The organism is Micromonospora profundi (assembly GCF_011927785.1).
GTDB lineage: Bacteria > Actinomycetota > Actinomycetes > Mycobacteriales > Micromonosporaceae > Micromonospora > Micromonospora profundi.
On sequence record NZ_JAATJK010000001.1, the window covers coordinates 4,138,088 to 4,157,892 of the forward strand.

13 protein-coding genes and 1 tRNA gene are annotated in these 19,805 nt (G+C 71.1%); 6 read left to right on the top strand and 8 right to left on the bottom strand.

What is annotated here, in order from left to right; genetic code table 11:
• Positions 1-249 precede the first annotated feature (249 nt).
• The 5 genes from F4558_RS18120 to F4558_RS18140 all read left to right on the top strand — a co-directional run bounded on the left by F4558_RS18120 (position 250) and on the right by F4558_RS18140 (position 7,299).
• The gene (locus F4558_RS18120) at positions 250-1,317 is read left to right on the top strand and encodes an SMP-30/gluconolactonase/LRE family protein (protein ID WP_053653632.1); all 1,068 of its coding nucleotides are present in this window, start codon (positions 250-252) and stop codon (positions 1,315-1,317) included.
• A gap of 27 nt (positions 1,318-1,344) precedes the next feature.
• A complete protein-coding gene (locus F4558_RS18125; protein ID WP_082377357.1) occupies positions 1,345-3,084 on the top strand; it encodes a PQQ-dependent sugar dehydrogenase in 1,740 nt (579 codons plus the stop codon).
• A 986-nt stretch (positions 3,085-4,070) separates the two neighbouring features.
• Positions 4,071-4,199: an FxSxx-COOH cyclophane-containing RiPP peptide gene (gene fxsA, locus F4558_RS18130; RefSeq protein ID WP_231639982.1), complete on the top strand. Its 129-nt coding sequence runs from the start codon at positions 4,071-4,073 to the stop codon at positions 4,197-4,199.
• Between the two features lie 8 nt (positions 4,200-4,207).
• The gene (locus F4558_RS18135; protein ID WP_167945237.1) at positions 4,208-5,434 is read left to right on the top strand and encodes an FxsB family cyclophane-forming radical SAM/SPASM peptide maturase; all 1,227 of its coding nucleotides are present in this window, start codon (positions 4,208-4,210) and stop codon (positions 5,432-5,434) included.
• The gene (locus tag F4558_RS18140; protein ID WP_053653630.1) at positions 5,431-7,299 is read left to right on the top strand and encodes an HEXXH motif domain-containing protein; all 1,869 of its coding nucleotides are present in this window, start codon (positions 5,431-5,433) and stop codon (positions 7,297-7,299) included. The genes F4558_RS18135 and F4558_RS18140 overlap by 4 nt, the downstream gene beginning before the upstream one ends.
• A gap of 27 nt (positions 7,300-7,326) precedes the next feature.
• Here the strand turns inward: F4558_RS18140 and fxsT are convergent, their stop codons facing one another.
• From fxsT to F4558_RS18175, 7 genes are all read right to left on the bottom strand, one after another.
• A complete protein-coding gene (gene fxsT / locus F4558_RS18145) occupies positions 7,327-11,580 on the bottom strand; it encodes an FxSxx-COOH system tetratricopeptide repeat protein (protein WP_053653628.1) in 4,254 nt (1,417 codons plus the stop codon).
• Complete coding sequence (locus F4558_RS18150) at positions 11,577-12,617, bottom strand: AAA family ATPase (protein WP_231639981.1); 1,041 nt, start codon at positions 12,615-12,617, stop codon at positions 11,577-11,579. The genes fxsT and F4558_RS18150 overlap by 4 nt, the downstream gene beginning before the upstream one ends.
• 14 nt (positions 12,618-12,631) lie before the next feature.
• Positions 12,632-14,113 carry a VMAP-C domain-containing protein gene (locus F4558_RS18155; RefSeq protein ID WP_157552361.1) on the bottom strand — a complete coding sequence of 494 codons (1,482 nt, stop codon included), beginning with the start codon at positions 14,111-14,113 and terminating at the stop codon, positions 12,632-12,634.
• Between the two features lie 162 nt (positions 14,114-14,275).
• Positions 14,276-16,060: a caspase family protein gene (locus F4558_RS18160; protein ID WP_053653625.1), complete on the bottom strand. Its 1,785-nt coding sequence runs from the start codon at positions 16,058-16,060 to the stop codon at positions 14,276-14,278.
• On the bottom strand, positions 16,057-16,443 hold the full coding sequence (locus F4558_RS18165; protein ID WP_167945238.1) for a hypothetical protein: 387 nt from the start codon (positions 16,441-16,443) through the stop codon (positions 16,057-16,059). The genes F4558_RS18160 and F4558_RS18165 overlap by 4 nt, the downstream gene beginning before the upstream one ends.
• 922 nt (positions 16,444-17,365) lie before the next feature.
• Positions 17,366-17,437, bottom strand: a tRNA-Val gene (locus tag F4558_RS18170).
• 49 nt (positions 17,438-17,486) lie between these two features.
• Positions 17,487-18,077: a TIGR02611 family protein gene (locus tag F4558_RS18175; protein WP_369814771.1), complete on the bottom strand. Its 591-nt coding sequence runs from the start codon at positions 18,075-18,077 to the stop codon at positions 17,487-17,489.
• A 294-nt stretch (positions 18,078-18,371) separates the two neighbouring features.
• Between F4558_RS18175 and F4558_RS18180 the strand changes: the two genes are divergently transcribed.
• Positions 18,372-18,803 carry an SsgA family sporulation/cell division regulator gene (locus F4558_RS18180; RefSeq protein WP_053653619.1) on the top strand — a complete coding sequence of 144 codons (432 nt, stop codon included), beginning with the start codon at positions 18,372-18,374 and terminating at the stop codon, positions 18,801-18,803.
• 115 nt (positions 18,804-18,918) lie between these two features.
• Here F4558_RS18180 and F4558_RS18185 read toward each other — a convergent pair whose 3' ends face one another.
• Complete coding sequence (locus F4558_RS18185) at positions 18,919-19,695, bottom strand: glucose 1-dehydrogenase (protein WP_053653687.1); 777 nt, start codon at positions 19,693-19,695, stop codon at positions 18,919-18,921.
• Positions 19,696-19,805 lie beyond the last annotated feature (110 nt).

The following is a 19,805-nucleotide window of genomic DNA, read 5'->3' on the forward strand; positions in this document are numbered from 1 at the left end:
CGGCACGACGGGCTGAGCGGCTCGTGTACCGGGGTCGGTGAGGGCCGGGCCCCACCGACCCGGCCAGGTCATCGGCGCCTTCGGGGCATGCGCCAAAGGTGATCGTGGGGAACTGATGCGAGGCGCTGCTTCCTCGCCTAAGCTGCGTCATATATGCATCGATAGTGATCGATAAGAGGTGTTGGCGGCCGGGGGGTCAGTCCAGGCAACCGCGGGCCTCGCATTCACCGACTCCGATTGGAGTACCCGATGACCTGGCGTCCAACCATCGCCGCACTCACCGGCCTGTGCCTGGCGCTCACCACCGCACCAGGCCCCGCCGGTGCGGCACCCGCGCCCCCGGCACCTCGGGACGCCGCTGATGTGAACGTTCACACCAACCTGCTCGCCGGCCCACCCGGCGCGCCCCCCGGGGTCTGCCCGGGCGGCACCGGTTACGGCCCGCCCCTGCCGGCCAGCTCCGTGTCCGCGACGAAGATCCAGAGCGGATTCTCGTTCCTCGAAGGACCGGTCTGGATCGCCGATGGCGGCTACCTGCTGATGTCCGACATGGCCGCGGGCACCGGGCCGAACAACGTGCAGCCCTCCACGATCCGCCGGTTCACCCCGCCGGCGACTTTCGACACCTTCATCGCCAACGCCGGCAGCAACGGCCTGGCACTCAGCCCTGACGCCCAGCAGATCATCGCCGCCACCCACGACCAGCGGAACGTCTCCGCATACCGGCTGAGCGACCAGGCACGCAGCACCGGCGCCGCCGACTACCAGGGCCGGGCGTTCAACTCACCCAACGACGTCACGGTCCGCTCCGACGGCGTCGTCTACTTCACCGACCCCAACTTCCAACGCGGCAACCGACCCGACCAGATGAGCGGACGTACCAGTGTCTTCCGCGTCTCTGGCGGCCAGGTGTCGCTGGTGGACGACCGGCTGCGGCAACCCAACGGCATCGCGCTCTCCCCGGACGGCAGCACGCTCTACGTGGGCGCCTACTCCGAGAACAAAATCTACAAGTACGTCGTCCAGCCCGACGGCAGCACCGGCGCCCGCAGCGTCTTCGTGAACTACCTCGGCGGTCCCGACGGGGTCACCATCGACTGCGCCGGCAACGTGTACTGGGCCTCCGGCTCGGACGGGCTGATCCACGTCTACTCGCCCGCCGGCGCGCAGCTCGGCACGATCCGCTCCGGCGGCACCGGCACCACCAACGTGGCGTTCGGCGGACCCGACCGGCAGACCCTCTACATCACCTCCGGCCGAACGAACGACTCGGGCCTGTACAGCGTGCGGCTCAATGTCCCCGGCTACCCGTACTGACCAAGAACCCCGGGAAGGAAAGCACCCGTGCGGATTAGTCCTCACCAGCTCCGACACCGCGTCCCGCTCGCCCTGCTGGTCTGCGCCGGCACCGTCCTGACCGGCGTACCCGCCAACGCCGCAGCGGCCGCACCGGCGACCGGGAGCCGGCAAACGGCCTGGCTCGCCGCCGACACCAGCCCGCCCACCCGGCCGATCGGCCTGCGCAGCAGCCGGCTGACCTGCCAGTCCGTCACGCTTTCCTGGTACGCCTCCCGGGACAACGTCGGCGTCACCTTCTACGACATCTACCACGACGGCCAGCTCGTCACCTCGGTCTCGGGACGGACGCTGACCGCCACGCTCAGCGTCGTGCAGGGTGTCACCTGGGGCTGGTACGTCAACGCCCGCGACGCCGCCGGCAACGTCTCGCAGGCCAGCTCCACGCTCTCGGTCACCCCGCCGTTCTGCCAGCAGGACACGTCTCCGCCCAGCACGCCGACCAACCTGGCCGCGACGGTCAACGGCACGGCCGTCACCCTCAACTGGTCGGCCTCCACCGACAACGTCGCGGTCACCGGCTACACAATCCTGCGCAACGGTACGGCGGTCGGCTCCACCACCGGCACTGCCGGCAACCCGCCGGCGACCACGTTCACCGACACCGGGTTGACGCCCGACACCGACTACCGGTACACAGTGACCGCCCGGGACGCCCAGGGCAATGTCTCGGGGGCGAGCGCCGCGGTCAGCGCGCACACCGGCTCAGGCTGCACGAGCCCGGTCTGCGGCGCCACGGTGATCACCACCGAGAAGGACCTTCCCTGGGGCCTGGTGCAACTGCCCGACGGCACCGTCCTTTACGGCCGGCGCGACCTGTTCGACATCGTCGCCATGAACCCGGACGGCACCGATAAGCACAGCATCGGCACCGTGCCGAACGTGGCAGGCACCAACGGCGAGGGCGGCGTGCTCGGGCTGGCCGTCTCGGCCAACTTCACCACCGACCGCTGGCTGTACATCTACCACACCACCACGACCGACAACCGGATCGTGCGCATCCGTTACGACGGCACGCTGCAAACCGGCACCGAGCAGGTGCTCGTTACGGGAATCCCGCGCAACAAGTACCACAACGGCGGCCGGCTGCGCTTCGGCCCCGACGGCAAGCTCTACGCCGCCGCCGGCGACGGACAGAACCCGGACCTGGCCCAAGACACCAACAACCTGGGCGGCAAGGTGCTGCGGCTCAACCCCGACGGCACCGTGCCGGCGGACAACCCCTTCGGCAACTACGTGTGGAGCTACGGCCACCGCAACCCGCAGGGACTCGCCTTCGACTCCCAGGGGCGGCTCTTCGAGCAGGAGTTCGGCAACAACGTCGTGGACGAGACCAACATCATCGTCAAGGGCGGCAACTACGGCTGGCCCGCCTGCGAGGGCACCTCCGGCGACTGCGCCAACCCGAACTTCAGGGCCCCGATCCGGACGTACCCGGTGGCCGAGGCCTCGTGTAGCGGCATCGCGATCGTCCGGGACGTGCTCTATATCGCCTGCCTGCGTGGCAACCGGATGTACCGTGCGGAGATCAGCGGCAACACGCTCACCAACGTCCAGCAGTACTTCGTCGGGACGTACTTCCGGCTGCGCACCGTCGAACCGACCGTCGACGGCAACCTGTGGCTGACCACGAGCACCGGCGGGGACAAGGACAGCATTCCGAACAACAGCAACGAGAAGATCCTCAAGGTGACCCTCGGTGGGGCGGCTTCCGGCCCCTCAAGCTGAGTCAAAGCGGCGTCAGCGTGAAACACGAAGGCCTCCTGGTTGCCGGAGCGGTTCCTGGACAGCTCCACTCCACAACCGGAGGCCTTCGTCACCCACGTTCATCTACGTCGTGTCATCACACGACCTCAACCGTGGACGGCGGGACCAGGGAGGCTACTCAACCGACGCACCGGTACAGCAACGTGCGGTCCAGCGGCGACCGGGAGAGCATGTCGGCCCGCAGCCGGACATCGGAGGACAGGTGTTGATCGGCAACTTGATCGCGATCGAAGAGCACTGGATCACGCCCCGCGCTGACCGCCGCTGTTCAGGGCAGCGACGACGAGGGAAGGGCTTGCGGAGGTCCGGACGCTCTTCGCCGAGGAGCTGCGGCTGCTCGATGGCGTTGATGAGGACGCGGAGTCCTGGGAGCGCGCATACGAGGCAGTTCGGAACACCGTGACGCTTCGGTACCCGGACGGCCAGGAGGTTCCTGAGTTCCTACTTCACAGCGATGGCAACGAGGCGTGGTGGCGGTGGAGCGACGAGCCGTTTAGCGAGGAGCAGGCCTAGCCAGCGCGGCCGCTCGGCGGCAGATCCGCGTACCTGACCTTGGCCGTTCAGCGGCTCTGATTGCGTGATCTGCCACGGTGGCTGGCTTTCCAGCGGCCGTCTCGAACAACGGCGTCACGAGCGGACGCGGTGGCGGAGGTTTGCCGCGGGCGATCCGCCGGATGGCGGCGGACGCGGCGCCGCGACTTCCGCGACCATTGCCAGAAATCGGACAGCTCACGGTGCGCGCGCCGGCTATGGACTGTCCGGGGCGGGGCGTCGGCCGTAGACTGACCCGGCTGTCCGGCATCCACTGGTATCTTGGGCTAGTTTAGGTAATTTGCTCCGTCTCCAGCTGCCGCGTTCGGAGCCGGTCAGGATCACTAGCGTGCGATTGTCCTATAGAGGAACCGATGGAAACCACGGTCGATGATTATCTGTCTCACCAATTGGATGTGAGCAAGATCAGCCTCGCCGAACTCCGGGAGGCGAGGCAGGGCGCGTTCGTGCACTGCCTGGAGCGGATTCTCGACGAGTTGGACCGACCGCAGGACCCCGTCGCTGGTTTCACCTCCGCGATCTGAACCCCGTCGTGGTCACCACCGCGCCACCGTCACTTCCTCCGGCGTCCGAGTGGCCGCTCGGCGAGTCACCGCTCGACATCGCACCGGCCGGTTGGCGGCCCACCCCGTTCCACGACTTTGTCGTCAAGCTGCACAGTCGGTGCGACCTCGCCTGCGACTACTGCTACATGTACGAGCTGGCCGACCGTTCTTGGCGGGGCCGGACGGTCTTCATGCCCGACGAGGTCGTCGACCTGGCGACCCGGCGCATCGCCGAACACGCCCGCGACCACCGCCTGTCGACGATCCGGGTCATCCTGCACGGCGGCGAGCCGCTTCTCGCTCCACCCGCCACGTTGCAGCGGGTGGTCAGCACGCTGCGTGCGGCGCTGTCGCCCGGGACGGCGGCACAGTTCACCGTGCAGACCAACGGCACCCGCCTGACCGAGCAACGCCTGCGCCTGCTGCGCGCCGCCGGCCTGCGGGTCGGGGTCAGCGTGGACGGTGGCCGGGTGGCCAACGACCGGCACCGCCGGCACCTCGGCGGCCGGAGCAGCTTCCCCGCCGTCGACCGCGCGCTGCGGCTGTTGCGCGAGCAGTCCGACCTGTTCGCCGGCATACTCAGCGTCATCGACCTGCGCAACGATCCGGTCGAGACCTACGAGACGCTGCTGGCGTACCAGCCCCCGGCCCTGGACTTCCTGCTGCCGCACGGCAACTGGAGCGAGCCACCGCCGGGTCGTCCGCCCGACACCAGCACCCGGTACGGAGAGTGGCTCGTCGCCGTCTTCGACCGGTGGTACGACGCGCCCCGGCGGGAGACCCGCCTCCGCCTCTTCGAAGAGATCGCCGTGGGCGTACTGGGCGGCCACAGCAGGTCGGAGCAGATCGGACTGAGCCCCGTCGGTGTGATCGTCATCGACGTCGACGGGTCGCTCGAACAGGTCGACACGCTGCGCTCCGCCTACGAGGGCGCCCCGGCCACCGGCCTCACCCTGGCCGATCACCCGTTGGACGCCGCCCTGCGGCACCCGGCCGTCATCGCCCGACAGATCGGCGCGAAGGCACTCGCTCCGGCGTGTCTTGATTGTTCGGTTCATCCGGTCTGTGGTGGAGGGTACTATCCGCACCGATACCGTAAGGGCTCAGGATTCCGCAATCCCTCGGTCTACTGCGCCGACCTGCGATATCTGATCGACCACATCGCCGGCCGCGTACAGGCCGATGTCGCCCGAGTGATGAGGCAACGCGCGTGACCGACGTGATCCGACTTCCCGCCCAGTCCTTCAGCCAGCTCGCCGCGGGCCACGGCGACGCCGAGACGATCGCCCGGCTCCGCCGCGGCCAGCTCAGCCGGCGGCTGTTCCTGCTGCGGGCACTGCTGGACGCCGACCCGTCCCCGGCCACCGAGGCCTCGCTGGAGCTGCTCGTCCGCGCCCAGGCCCACCGGCCGGAGGCCGTCGACGAGGTACTGCTCGCTCCGCACGTCGGCTCCTGGCTGACGGTCACACTCCGGCGCCTGCGGGCCGGCCCCGCCACGGTGCCGCCCCGCAGTCGCCGCTCCGGCGCCACCGTCGGCACCGTCGCGGCCTCCCGCGACGTCGGCCGGCTGGGCGAGATCGCCGCGGCCGCGGCGGCCCGGGCCGGGCTGGACTTCACGATCGAGCTGTCCAGCACCGACGGCCAGGTCATGCTGCCGACGTACGGACGCGCCGAGTCGGGGACCGGCAGCGTCACCGTCACCGCCGAGGACGGCCGGCTGCGGATCGGCCCGGTCCTGGTACCCACCGACCCGTCGGCGGACGCGCCCGGCTGGTCCGGCCTGCGCGCGATCGCGGCCCAGGCCGCCGACCGCACGCTGCGGCTGATCGTCGACGACCTCGACCCGTGGCGCGACGTCCACCAACTCCGGGCGGCGGGCCGGCTCTCCGACCCCGAGCTGGCCGGGTGGCAGGCGGCCCTCGACGAGGCGTGGCCGGTGCTCGTGCGGTCACACCCCGGCTACGCCGAGGGGATCGCCGCGGGACTCACCACGATCGTCCCGCTGGTCGCCCCCGAGGAGAGTTACGGCGTCAACGCGACCGCCATGGAGTCGTTCGGCGCCGTGTCCCTGACCCCACCTACCGATCCACTCGCCCTGGCGGCGGCGCTGGTACACGAGTGGCAGCACGCCAAACTCGGGGCGCTGCTCGACCTGATCCCGCTGCACCACGCCGATTCAGAACCTCGGCACTACGCCCCGTGGCGCGACGATCCCCGGCCGCTCGGCGGGCTGTTGCACGGTGTCTACGCCTTCTTCGGGGTCACCGACTTCTGGCGGGTGCAACGGCACGTCCAGCGCGACGCCGCCGCCCGGTTCGCCGACTTCGAATTCGCCCGCTGGCGCTCCATGGTCTGGCAGACCACCGAGCTGCTGCACGGGGTCCCGAACCTGACCGAGGAGGGCCGGCGGTTCCTCGCCACGCTGACCGAACGGCAGCGCCGCTGGCTCGCGGAACCCGTCTCCCCGGCTGCGGCCTCGCTGGCCCGGCAGGTCACCGCCGAACACCGGCTCGGCTGGCGCCTGCGCAACCGGATGCCGGATCCGCACCGGGTGCGCCGGCTGGCGGACGACTGGCTGGCCGGGGCGGCGGCCTCACCCGGGCCGATCTCCGCCGTGCTGACCCACGACGTCGGCTGGACCTCGACCCACAACGTCCGATTCGACCTGGCCGGACTCCAGATGGCAGATCCGGAGGGCTTCGACCAGCTCTGCACCGACCCGGCCCAGGTGACCACGCAGGTACCACAGGCGTCCGCCGGCGACATCGCGCAGATCCTCGGCGACCACGCGACCGCCCGCGCCGCCTACCTCCGCCAGATCCTCGACCAGCCGGACGAGCCACGGTCCTGGGTCGGTCTGGCGATCCTCACCGAGCTGAGCGGCGACGGCGCGGACGGGGAGACCGCCGCGCTGCACCAGATGCCGGAACTCGTCGCCGCGCTGCACCGCGAGATCAGGCGTCGCGGTGCCGACGCACCGGACCCGCTCCGGCTGACCCGCTGGCTGCGCCCCCTCGTGGCCGAGGCGCCCGAGGCGGTCAGCCCGGCGGCGGGCGCCCCGCTCGCCGCCCGGGCCTAGCCGCCGTCCTCCCGGATCCGCCAGCGCTCACGTCGGAGGCGGGTCGATCGGGATCGACACCCGATGGCTGGCCAGCAGTTCGGCCGCGTCCGGGTGGTCCAGGCCGACGGAGCGCTCGTACCCGGCGATGGCCGCGTCGCGCAGCTCCCGGGCGGCCGGCCGGTCGCCGAGCGCCGACAGCTCGATCGAGAGGTTCGCGGCGCAGATCAACGTCTCCGGGTGCTCCTGGCCGTTCACCTGCCGGGCCGCCGCCAGGGTCTCCCGCAGTAGCGAAGCCGCTCCGGCATGGTCCCGGCTGGCAGCGAGATCGTTGGCGAGGTTGATCATCGCACAGAGGGTGTACGGGTGCTCCATCCCGAGCCCGGCACGGAGTCCGGCGACCGCCCGCTCGTCGAGCCGGCGCCCTTCGGTGTAGTCCCCGAGTAGGCGGAACACGATCGCCAGGTTCGCCATGCAGACGTACGTGAAGGGGTGTTCGTCGCCCAGGACCCGCCTGTAGCCGGTCAGCGTCTCCTCACCCAGCACCCGGGCCTCGGCCAGGGCCCGGGCCCGCGCCACCCGCTCCTGCTCGGTGCGGGGCAGGATGTTGAACAGCGTCATCGCCGCCGAGATCGTGTCGGCGTGGTTCTCCCGGAACCGGCGCAGGCACAGCGAGTACACCTCACGAGCCACCGTCAGCGCTTCGCTGTAGAGACCGGTCTTGCGGAGCGTGACCGCGTGCAGCCGGGTCGCCCGCAGCACGTTCGAATGGTCCGGCCGCAGGCTCCGCCGGTGCAGCGGCAGCCACTGCCGCTGCAACCGCAGCGCCTCGTGGTAGCGGCCCAGCCCGTCCAGATCCCGGGAGAGTAGGGTGGCCGTGAACAGGGTGTACGGGTTCGTGTCGCCCAGCACCCGCCGGTAGCGCGCCCAGTTGTCCTCGTCTGTGCGCCGCGCCCGCTCGAAGTCGCCGAGCAATCGGTAATCGACGGCGAGGTTGTTCGCACAGCGCAGGGTGTCCGGGGCGTCCTCACCGAACACCCTGCGGTGCGCCTCGAGCAGCCCCTCGTCCAGTTCGCGGGCCCGCTGCCACTCGCCGAACAGCCTCAGGTCCGCCCCGAAGCTGTTGGCCAGCGCCAACGTGTGTTCGTGGTCGGACCCGAGCGTGTCGCGGGCGATCTCGTACGTCCGTTCGTTCAACCGCCTCGCCTCCTGCGGATTGCCGGTGGAGCGCAGCGCGTTGGCGAGGAACCGGGCGGTGATAATGGTCTGCTCGTTTGCCGCCCCCAGCTTCTCCAGCCACCGGCGGTACGCGATCGAGCCGAGCTCGCGGCTGCTCTCGTAGTCGCCGCTGACGTAGAGGTAGCGGATCTGGTCGAGCACCACCTTGCGGATGTCGTCGGACTCGCCGTCGATCGCCCCGGAGGCCAGCACGTGCGGGTTGAGTTCCGCGTGCCGGGGCCAGATCTCCTGGTCCTCCGTCGGATCACCGGGGTTCGCGGCGGCGAGGAGCTTCTGCACGGCGGTGCGGTAGGTCTCCCGGTCGGCCGGGGTGAGCCGGTCCCGCAGGATCGCCTGCACCAGGCGGTGGATCTGGATGCTGTTGCGGGTCGCGTCCACCTTCGCCAGGCCGTACTTGCCGATGTCCCGCACCGCCCGGCGCAACTGGATGTCGTCCCGGACGGTGGCGTCGAGCAGGCTGGGCAGCCCGGCGTAGCGCCCCATCGGCAGCAGTCTGATCGAGATGGGCTCCGAACCGAGGAAGGCGCACAGCTCCAGCAACTGCAACGCGGCGGGGGTCTGCTCGGCCAGCTGGTCGAATGCCAGCCCCCAGGTGATCACCACCGGCGTCGAGTACGACGCGGGTGAACTCTCCCGCAGCAACAGGCCGACCCGTTTTTCCAACTGGCCGAGGTACTCGTCGATCGGGGTGCCAGTCGCCAGCATCCAGGCCGCCGCCTGCTCCAGGGCCAGCGGCAGGTCCCCCAGCTGCTCCGCCAGCCGGTCGGTGTCCTCGTCGTCCAGCTCCGGCAGCCGCCGCCGGATCAGCTCGATGCTCTCCTGACGGGTGAAGACATCCACCTCGATGCTGTCCGCCACCCCGGCCCAGTTGTGGTTGCGGGAGGTGATGAGCACATGCCCGCCGGGGTTGCTGAGAAACGGCATCAGGTCCTCGGCCCGGGTCGCGTTGTCGAAGACCAGCAGCCACCGGCCGTACGGCCGTCCGGTGCGCAATGCGTCGTACACGGTCTCCAGGGCCTGCGACACGTCAACGTCGTCGCTGACCAGATCAAGCTTGCGGGCCAGGGCGACGAGCGACTCCCGGATCCGGGTCGGTTGTTCGGCCGGAACCCACCAGATCAGGTCGTAGTCGCTGGCGTACTTGTAGACGTACTCGACGGCGAGCTGGCTCTTGCCGACTCCGCCGAGGCCGTGCACGGTGTGCGGCAGCACCGCGGTGACGTTGTCGGTCAACCGCTGGCGCAGCACGTTGAGCAGTTCTTCCCGCCCGGTGAAGTCGGGGTTGCGGGGCGGCACGTTCCCGAACACCGCCGGCTGCTCCCCGACGCTGGAACGGCCCCGATCTCCTGGAGCGGTCTGTGCGGTCATGTCGTCCCCCTCTTCGGGTGTCGCCGCGATCGGTAGCCGCCGGTCGGTCCGCTGCGTTGGCGTGGCTGGCGGGCCGAGGGCGACCGGAGCCAGCCGCCGCGCGAGTTCCGAGTACCGGCCTCCCAGGCTGCGCAGCACCGTGTAGGCCACCTCGGCGAACGGGCGGCCCAGTCGGGTCGCCAGCCGGTCCGAGACCTGTCCGGCGAGCAGCGCCGGAAAGTCCAGAGCCGCGCCCATGTGCTCGTTGACGTAGCGGGAAACGACGTCGAGGATCCGCAGCGCCTCACCGACCCGCAGTCCGGAGAGTAGTTCCTGCCGTACGCCGGGAAGGAACTCGTAGCGGGCCTGTTCGACCGGCGTGTCCTCGGCCCAGCTCGCCGCGTGGCGCAGCAGCCCGCTCAGGTAGACCTCGGCGAGGTCCTGCGGCTGTGAGCGTGGCAGCATGAGGCGCTGCACCAGGCGCATCACCGGCAGTGTCAGCGGTGCGGCGGCAAGGAACTCGGCGAGTTGACGGGCCTCGTCCGAGGCCATCGCCCGGAACCGGGCGACCCGCTGGACCGGCGTCAGGTCCAGCGGCTCAGGCGACGGAGGCTCCCGCAGCGGGTCGACGAGCAGCGGACGAGGGTCGGTGGTCAGCAGCGCGACCGCCGCGACCGGGCCGAGGGCGCGGCCACTGACCAGGGCGGCCCCGGCGGCGAACCAGCGCGGTGCCAGTTCCAGCACCGGTATCGCGACCGCACCGCGCGGAAGGTGGTCCGGCACCTCGTCACGCAGGCGGGGGTGCAGCTGCGCCGCCGGTGCCGCAGGCCGGGTCGGCCGGACCAGCACGGGGTGCAGCGTCGGGCGGCAACGGTGCCACAGCCGCTGCGGCAGCGGCTGGACCACGGCGACCGGACCGGAACGGCCCCAGATCGCGAGCCACCGTCGCAGCTCGGGAGCGTCCCAGATGGCGCCGGTGCAGTCGCTCAACACCATCGTCAACTGCCGGCCCTCCGGGTCGACCAGCTCGCGCGGGTCCCGCGCGGTGCTGCCGCCGTCAGAGGTCAGGATCGGCCGGTGGCCCTTGGCGTCCGGCCGCAGGTACCACACCTGGATGCGCCGGAACGTGTTCACCCGCATCCGGTCGGCGAGGGTCCGGATCTCGGTCGCCGTCGCCTCCCAGACCACCATCGATGGGCTGCCGTCGACCAGCAGTACGAGATCCAGCCACGGCTCGGTGACCGGGGTGAGGCACGGTTGGAGCATCCGGGCCTCAGCCGAACGGCGGGCCGTCTCCGCCTCGTCGAGCCGCACGGCGTTCCGGGCGGGTACGGACCGGCGCAGCGGGGCCAGCGCCCGGGCGATCTCCCGGGCGTGCGGCAGGGCGGGCACCCCGGGAGTGCGTACCGGCAGCGAGGACGGGTCGCGGGGCCCGTTGGCGGGCGGCGGCAGGTAGAGCCTGGCGGACGGCTCCGCCTCGGTCACCGCGGGCGCCTCCGGCCGGGCGGGCTGCCGGGCCGGGGGGGTGGACGGCGGCGACGCCGGTGGCTCGGGTGGCGCCCCCGGTGGCGCGTCGCTCGCCGTCGCGGCCGGCCCGGCCCGGGGCGGCCCCGGCTGGCGGGGCAGGAAGCGGGCCAGCCAGATCGCCTCGGCGTACTCCTCGGCCGTCAGGGCCGAGGGAGCGCCGCCGAGGGCGGTGACCAGCCGATCGATCATAGGGTGCCGGCCGCTTCGAGGTCCCGGATCAGGTTCGCCCGCAGCCGGGCGCGGGTCGACTCGGGCGGTCGCACCCCGGAGGTGACCAGGAAGATCGCGTTCAGCAACTGGTCCGTGGCCACCGCACCCCGGTCTCGCAGGTCGAGGAAGTGCGTGATCAGGTCGGCGCTGGCGGCCACCGCCTCCTCGCCGAGCATCGAGGTGATGATCTGGGCCAGGGCCTGCTCGTCCGGGGGCTGGATGTCCAGTCGCAGGCAGCGGCGCAGGAAGGCGGGTGGGAACTCCCGCTCGGCGTTGCTGGTGATGACGACGACTGGGAAGGCGGCGCAGCGGACCTGGCCGCGCCGTACCGGTGCCCGCAGGGTGCCGTCGCTGGTCATCACCTCCGCCAGGCTCTGGTCCTCCGGCAGCCGGGCCAGTTCCGGGATCTCGAACCGGCCCTCCTCGAAGACGTTGAGCAGGTCGTTGGGGAGCCCCAGGTCGCTCTTGTCCAGCTCGTCGATCAACACCACCCGGGGACGTGCCCAGGGCAGGAGTGCCGTGCCCAGCGGGCCGAGCGTCAGGTAGCGGCCGATGTCCGGTATCTCCTCGGTCCGCCCGGTGGACTGGAAGAGGTTCGTCTCCTGGAGCCGGCCGATCGCGTCATAGCGGTAGAGGCCGTCGTCCACGGTGGAGCGGCTGGTCACCGGCCAGTAGAGCACCGGCCCGAGGCCCAGCTCGTACGCGACGCTGTAGGCGAGGGTGGACTTTCCGGTGCCCGGCTTGCCCGTCACCAGGAGCGGGCGGCGCAGGTAGAGCGCGGCGTTCACCATCTCGATCGCCTCGTCGGTGATCTGGTAGCCGCGGGCCCGCTCGGCGCCCTGCCGGTCCTCCGGCAGCGCGGAGGTGATCAGTGGCCCGCCGCCGAACCGCCGCCACCGGGGCGGCTCGGGGAGCCGCTCGATGCCGTTGTGCGGCCGTCCGGTGCCGAGGTAGATCCGCCAGTCCTCGCCGTCGCCCGTGGCGGAGTCCTCCGGCTGCGGTGGTGATTCCAACACGCTGTCGTCCCTTCCTAGACCGGCGCGCTGAGGGCGTCGGCCGGTGGCACCCGGTCGATCTCGTCCCACAGCAGGGTGAGGTGGAGACCGAGGTGTTCGGAGGAGCCGCCCTCGCTGCCCGCGTCGCGACGCAGCTCCCAGACCAGCTCGCGCAGGTTTGCGACGCTGCGCGCCATGAGCACCTCGGGGATGTACGAATCGAACCGTGACGCCGCCGCGCGATCGCGACACCAGAGGACGACCGGCAGTCCGGCGGTGACCGCGGCGCCGATCGCCGCCTGGATGTGCCGTTCGGCGCCGCTGACGAACAGCACGAGACAGACCGGGTAGTCGTCGTTGCCGAGCAGTCGGGCGTGCAGGTGCTGCGCGACGTACGGCTCGGTGAGCCGCTCGAAGGCGACCGCCCTGGCCTGCACGGCGGAACCCTGCTCGCGCAGCCGCCGGTGCCGCGTCCGCCAGCGGGGACGCATCAGGGAGTTGCGCATCCGGGTGAGGTCGCGGACGACCACCGGGTAGTGCACGCCGAGGGCCGTGTAGAGCCCCGGAGCCGCCACCTGCCACCGGTCGAACTCGTAGTCGAGCAGGGGTCGGGGCACGATGAACTCGACAGTCAGTTGACCGATCTCGGCGGTACTGCGATTGGCCAGCTCGGTGAGCGCCTCATCGATCTTGAGCTGGATCTGCTCCAGTCGGAACCGATCCCCCGGCCCGTCCGGGACGCGTTCCCAGTGCCACGGCAGCCGGCCGGGATCGCCCGGGGTCACCAACCAGGCCTCGAACAGGTACCGGGAGGCGTCGATGCCGTCCGCGTCCAGCAGCACCACGAAGTAGGAGCGGTACTGGTCGCCGTCCGAGGGTCTGGGACCGCCCGCCGACCCGGCCGGCGGCGGGGCCGCCGCCGGACCCGGCGGGACCCCCATCCGCCGGGCGACCTCGTCGGCGAGGCGGCCGGCGATCCGGCGGGCCGGTAGGGCGACCCGGCCCGCAAGGTCGTCCAGGAAGGCGACCAGCGGCGGGCGTACGTCGGGGTCGGAGATCGCGTCCTCCAGTTCCCGGAGTACGGCCGCCAGGTCGGTGACCGGTGGGCGCACCCGCGGACCGAGCCGCGCCACCGCGCCGCGGCACAGGTCCAGCAGCACCGGCGGATCGAGGCCGTCGGCCAGCTCGACGATCCGGCCGCGTTCGTCGGCGGTGAGGATCTCCGGCGGCAGGTGGATGGCGACGAGTGCGCGGAAGCGGTCCAGCTCCGGGCTCTCACCGTCCACCGCCGCCACCGCCGCGGGCAACAGCCGGAGCGCCCCCGGCACCTCCTCGCAGGCCGCGACGAGTCCCCAGAGGTCGGTGAAGGGCACGTCGGAGCGGCGGAAGACCGGCTCGCCGTCGATCAGGTGGCCGAGTTGCCGTACGTACCGGTCGCGGTGGGTGCGTACCTCGGCACCGGTGAGTGCGAGCATCGCGTCGACCAGCCGGCGGTGGTCGTGGGATTCGAGGGTCACCGGCGCCGCCACCCGAGCGCACTTCGGCAGCGCCGGAGGACACCGCTATCGACCATGTCTCCTCCGATGCGATGTCGAGAACCACCCATTGCGGCAGGTCTACAAATAGTACGGAAGCAACCGCGTGCGGTAGAACCCTTCGCACAGGGGAAATCTATTAGCTTAAATTAAACGCATCGGACGGATCGGTGGAATACCGACCGCAGCCAGCGGTGCGGGCCGGTCCGTCGCCCGCAGCGCCTCGTGACCCGTGTGTATGGCGTTGCGGATGTCCGCCACCACCGCTCCGCCCCCGTCCGGCACCGGTGCGCGCAACGCGTCCCGTACGCCGAGCTGGCGGGCGTGCAGCAGGGAGATCAGCTCGTCTCGGCGTACCTCCACGGTCCGCCGGACCTCCTGCAGCCGCGCCAGCGGCGACCGCCGTACTCCCTCGGGCCCGCCGTCGCCGGCCGGACCGCCGGACCAGGCCGGGTCGGTGGCGCGCAGCCGGGTGCGGGCGACGTCGAGCCGGCGGACCTGCGCCTCGCCGCAGGCGATGGCCTCCTGGACGGCCGGTCCGATCTCCATGCCCGCGGCCTCGCACTCCACCGCCATCTCCGGGTCGAGCAGGAACGCGCGGGTCAGCGCCGCACCGTCACCGGCCCACGCCGCAGAGAGCACCAGCAGCGGCGGGCACAGCGGCAACGCGTCGACGGAGTCGGTCAGCACCTGGGCCGCGCGCTGGTCGCCGCCCGCCCGCAGCGTGACGACCGCGAGCAGCAGCGCCCCGGCGGTCAGCGCGGCCGTCGGTGCCGGGTGGTCGGGCGGGGCCTCCCGCAGCCCTCCGGCGGCCGCCGCGAACGCGTGGCCTGCGGCCCGCCAGCGTCCGCCGATCGCGTGGCTGATCCCGAGTCCCCACCAGGCACCGGCCGTCCCGTCGGCGCGCACCGCCGCCCCGAACCGGGTGGTCGCCTCGTCCCAGCCGCCCGCCCGCAGGGCCAGCCAACCCGTACGGTCGGCCAAACCTCTCAGCATCCGCTCCACCGGTTCGGGCAACCCCGCCTCCCAGTGCAGGCGCTCCGCCGCCCAGGGGACGGGCCGCTGGCGGGGCGGGACCGGACCGTCCGACCGGTCGGCACCGCGCCCGTCCCGAACCTCCACCCCGGCCGGCGGCAGGGGCGCGGTCCGGCCGGCCGCCGTGGCCAGGGCCGGGCCCCGTGAGCTCCGGGCTACGTAGAGGTCGCCCTCGCCGTACATCCAGCGGCGGGGCGTCTGCCCGCCGGCCACCGCGACCGAGTCCCTGACGTACCTGTAGAGCTCGTCGGCGGATACCAGTCCGTCACCGTCCAGGTCGGCGTCACCGGTGCGCAGCCCTTCGATCACCGCACCGGCGAAGACGGAGTGCCGAGGGTTGTCGGTCAGCGGCAGCGGCTCGCCGGCCGGCTCCCAGGCGTACTCGTGGGCGGTGGTGGCGGTCAGGACGGCGCGGCCGGTTCCCTCGCCCGGGAACAGGTCCCCGCCGCGGACGCCCGCGTCGCCCTGGTGGGTCAACACCCGCGACACCGCTCCGCTGAAGCAGCAGTCCAGCAGCAGGACCATCCGCTGGCAGGCCGAGCGGTTGAGCAGTCGGTTGATCAGTTCCGTGGGAAGCGCGGTGGCCGGCAGGTCGTCGACGTCCGTGTCGGCGAGAGCGAGGTAGAGCAGCCCGTCGATGTCGCGTCGACCGTGGCAGGCGAAGAAGAGCAGGAGGTGATCCGACCGGCCGGCCGACCGCAGCAGTCGGGCGATCTCCAGCCGGGCCTCGTGCTCGGTCGGGTTGACCAGCAGCCGTACGTCGTAGGCGCCGACCGTCGGGTCACCGAGCAGCCGGGCCAGCACCTGAACGTCGTGTGCCGGAGACCGGAGGCGGGACAGCTTGGGATCGTCGTACTCGTTACAGGCGATCAACAGGGCGCGTCTGCGCGTCACCGGGGAAGTTTCCGGTCGAGCCAGGTCTGGGCGATGTGGCGCTGGTCGGCGGCGGAGACTCCGGTGAGGTCGAGTTCGCTGCCGTCCGGCTCGACGATCCGCACGCCGCGTCCCTGGCGCTGGCCGGCCCAGGCGAGGAGGAGTTCCAGCACCGCGATGATCGACGGGAGAACGGGTTCGATGGCCAGCGCGACGGCACCGATCATCTCGATCTCGCCGGCACGGGTGCCGTCCGGCGCGACCTCGGTCGGCGCGGGCAACCGTTCCCCGTACGGCGCCAGTTCCAGGGCCAACTGCCGGGCACCGAGTTCCAGCTCGCCAGGTCCGTCCTCCGGGCCCCCGAGCAGGAGCGCGGCGATCGGCAGCCCACTGTGGTCAGCCATCAGGTTCCTCCCCGGGTACGGATCCGTCAGCGTCAATTGCACCATCAGTGGTCAACGCGCCCGGCCGGCGCCGACGAGGTGTCCGTCCGGGCCGGCGTTCCGGCCGGCGGCGGAGGGCGACCGCGCCGGCGGCGTCGATCTGGCCCGCGGCGTCGCCAGCTTCGACCGCCTGCTCCGACTGTTCCGCTGGCTCACCACGCCGGAGGGCTCAGCCTGACTGCGGCCTCGACGCTGTACCGGCTGGACGAACTCGGCCCGCACCGCCTCTCCGAACTCGGCGCCGCCGAAGGGGTGACCCAGCCCGGGATGACCCAGCTCTGCCGCCGACCTGACCGCCACCGTCGGCTTCCACCGCTACCGCCCGATCCCACCACCGGCCAACTACCCAACACGACTCACCGACGCAGCCGGCCCACACGCCCACCGCTTCGACATCCTCAACCAACCCCTCACCAACCAGCGACCCACCGAACCGCACTACCACCTGGCCTTCCTCGCCGTCGCAACCAACGCTCAGCACACCAGACGAGGCAGCGCCATCCTCCACCACCACCGCAGCCGACTCGACCGCATCGACCTACCCTCATGGACCGCCACAACCAGCCAGTCCCAGCGGTTGTACACCCGCTACGGATACACCGACCGACCGGCAATCACGCTGCCCGACGGCCCGACGATCCGCCCCATGCGCCGCAACCCCAACCACCCCATCGACACATGGCCAGCCACCAAGCCCACCACGGGCTGACTCCCACACACGACCACAACGTCTAACTCCACCGGAGACCGGTCGGGGATCGCGCCTGCCGCGGTCCGACCCGGACCGCCACATCCGCCGCTGCTCCCAATGTAAGCGCCAAATACAGCGATGCCCGTTACCGTGGTATCCGGTAACGGGCATCTGACCTGCACATACTTACGGTGGGCGATGCTGGTATCGAACCAGCGACCTCTTCGGTGTGAACGAAGCGCTCTCCCACTGAGCTAATCGCCCTCAGCGCCGTTGACTCTACCCGATCGTGGAGCCGGACCGGAAATCCGGGTCAGCGCGCCCCGAGGTAGTCCAGCGCGATGGCGACCAGGTCGATGTCGAAACTGTACTTGAGGGAGAGCCACACCACAGTCCCCACGAAGAGCAGCCCCACGGAGCCGAGGACGAAGCGCAGTGGCAGCGACTGTCGTTTGGCCCAGTTGGTCCAGGCGTACACGTGTCGGCGGGTGAAGGCGAGCAGTCGGCGGGCCCAGTGGTATTCGACGGCCCAGATGCCGAGGCCGGCGATGACCAGCAGCCAGCCGGGGCCGGGCAGCGGGATGAGGGCGATGCCGATGGTCACCACAAGCGCCCCGACGATCGCGATAACGATCTTGAGGGTGATCCGGCCGGTGGGGTTGGCGCGGACGAGGTCGAGGGTGGTGGAGATGCGCTCCCGCCAGCGGGGGCGCCGAGGGCGATCGGCGGTCACGAGGACGCCACCGTGACCGGTGCCACCGGTGCGCGTATCGCTGCCGGAGCGTCTGTCGTCGGACGCCGGCCGACCAGGCGGATGTGGCTGCTCCATCGACACTTCGTACCCCCGCTTTTCGGCTGCTCGGACCGCGACGTTCGGCGGACCGGACACGACCACCGGATCCACTGAGGACCGGTTAGTGACCATTTCACCCCCCAGTGTCGCCCGGGCCCGTCACTGCAACGGTCGACTGGACGTTACCGGAGTAAGTCGACGACTGAACCACCCGATGCCGGGCGGCATCACGCACTGGGCAGAACCGGAAATCCTACATGAATCCTCACATTCACGCGGTCTTTCCGTCCCCCTTCCCACCACTGGGTGAAGTCAGCGTATGGCGGAGCGTAGCCAGGAGTAGCACCTGAGTATGGGAAAAGCGGGACACGCGCGTTCCGCAGCGGTGCCGGGGGGAGAACGTCCATGAGTGTCATCCGACCGACGACCGTAGAGGTCGAGACGTCGCTAAGGCTCGTCGCACCTGACGCCACCGCCTTGCCGGTGCGTGCCAGTCTGCGTTACGACCCTGCTGACCCGTATGCGGTCCATGTCCTGTTCCATGCCGAATCTGCCGGCGGCGAGGCGGTGAGCTGGTCCTTCGCCCGCGAACTGCTCGTCACCGGCCTGGACGAGCCAGCCGGCATCGGCGACGTGCGGGTCTGGCCCTGGGCCACTCCGCGCGGCGACTTCGTCGCGCTGGCCCTCTCGTCACCGGACGGCAACGCCCTCTTCGAGGTGCCGCGCAGCGTCCTGGTGCGTTTCCTTCGACGGACCTACGTCGTCGTCCCGCGCGGCCGGGAGGCCGAGCACCTGGACGTCGACACGGCGGTGACCCGGCTGCTCGCCGGTCGCTGACCACCGCCCGAACGGGCAAACCGGCCAGACGGGGCCGCGCGGATCTGCCGAGTCCGCGCGGCCCCGGCACACCCGGGGGTACGGCGGTTCTGCCGCGCCCCGGGTCGGCCGGTGCTCAGCCGTGCGTGGTGATGCCGCCGTCGACGGGGATGACAGCGCCGGTGAGGTACGCGCCGGCCCGCGAGGACAGGTAGATGGCCGTGCCGGCCATGTCGTCGGGGCGCCCGATGCGGCCCAGTGGCACCTGCTGCTCGATGCTGGCCCGGCTCGCCGGGTCGTCCAGGGCGAACGCCATCATCTTGCTCTCGAACGGGCCGGGTGCGATCGCGTTGACGGTGATCTGCTCGCCGGCGAGCTGGTGGGCGAGGCTGCGGGTGAGCATATGGACGGCAGCTTTGGTTGCCGAATACGCGTAGACCTCCATCCACGGCACGCGGATGCCGTCGATGGACCCGATGTTGATGACCCGGGCGGGGTCGTCGGCGCTGGCAGCGGCGCGCAGCTCCGGCAGCAGGGCAGTGGTGAGCCGGAAGACCGCCTTGACGTTTACGGCCCAGAGCTTGTCGAACGCGGCTTCCGGGTAGTTTTCCAGCGGTGCGCCCCAGGTGGCGCCTGCGTTGTTGACAAGCACGTCGAGGCGACCGAAGCGTTCCCGCACGGCGGCGGCGAGTGCCTCGGCACCGGCGTCGGCGCCCAGGTCGGCGGGGATGGCCTCGCAGCGGCCCTCCGCGGAGAGCTCCTTGGCGACCGCCTCGCAGACGTCCGCCTTGCGGGACGAGATGATCACGTGTGCGCCGGCCCGGACGAAGCCCTGGGCGATCATCAGACCGATCCCCCGCGAGCCGCCGGTGACCAGTACCGTCTTGCCTTCGACCGAGAACAGCTGCGTCATGCCCATCCCATCGCGAGTCGGCGGTGCCTGCCGGCCCGGCGGGCGACCGGCGGACCGGGGCCGGACAGCGCTACCGCCGGGTAAGGTAGCCCGGCCTCCAGGATCGCGAC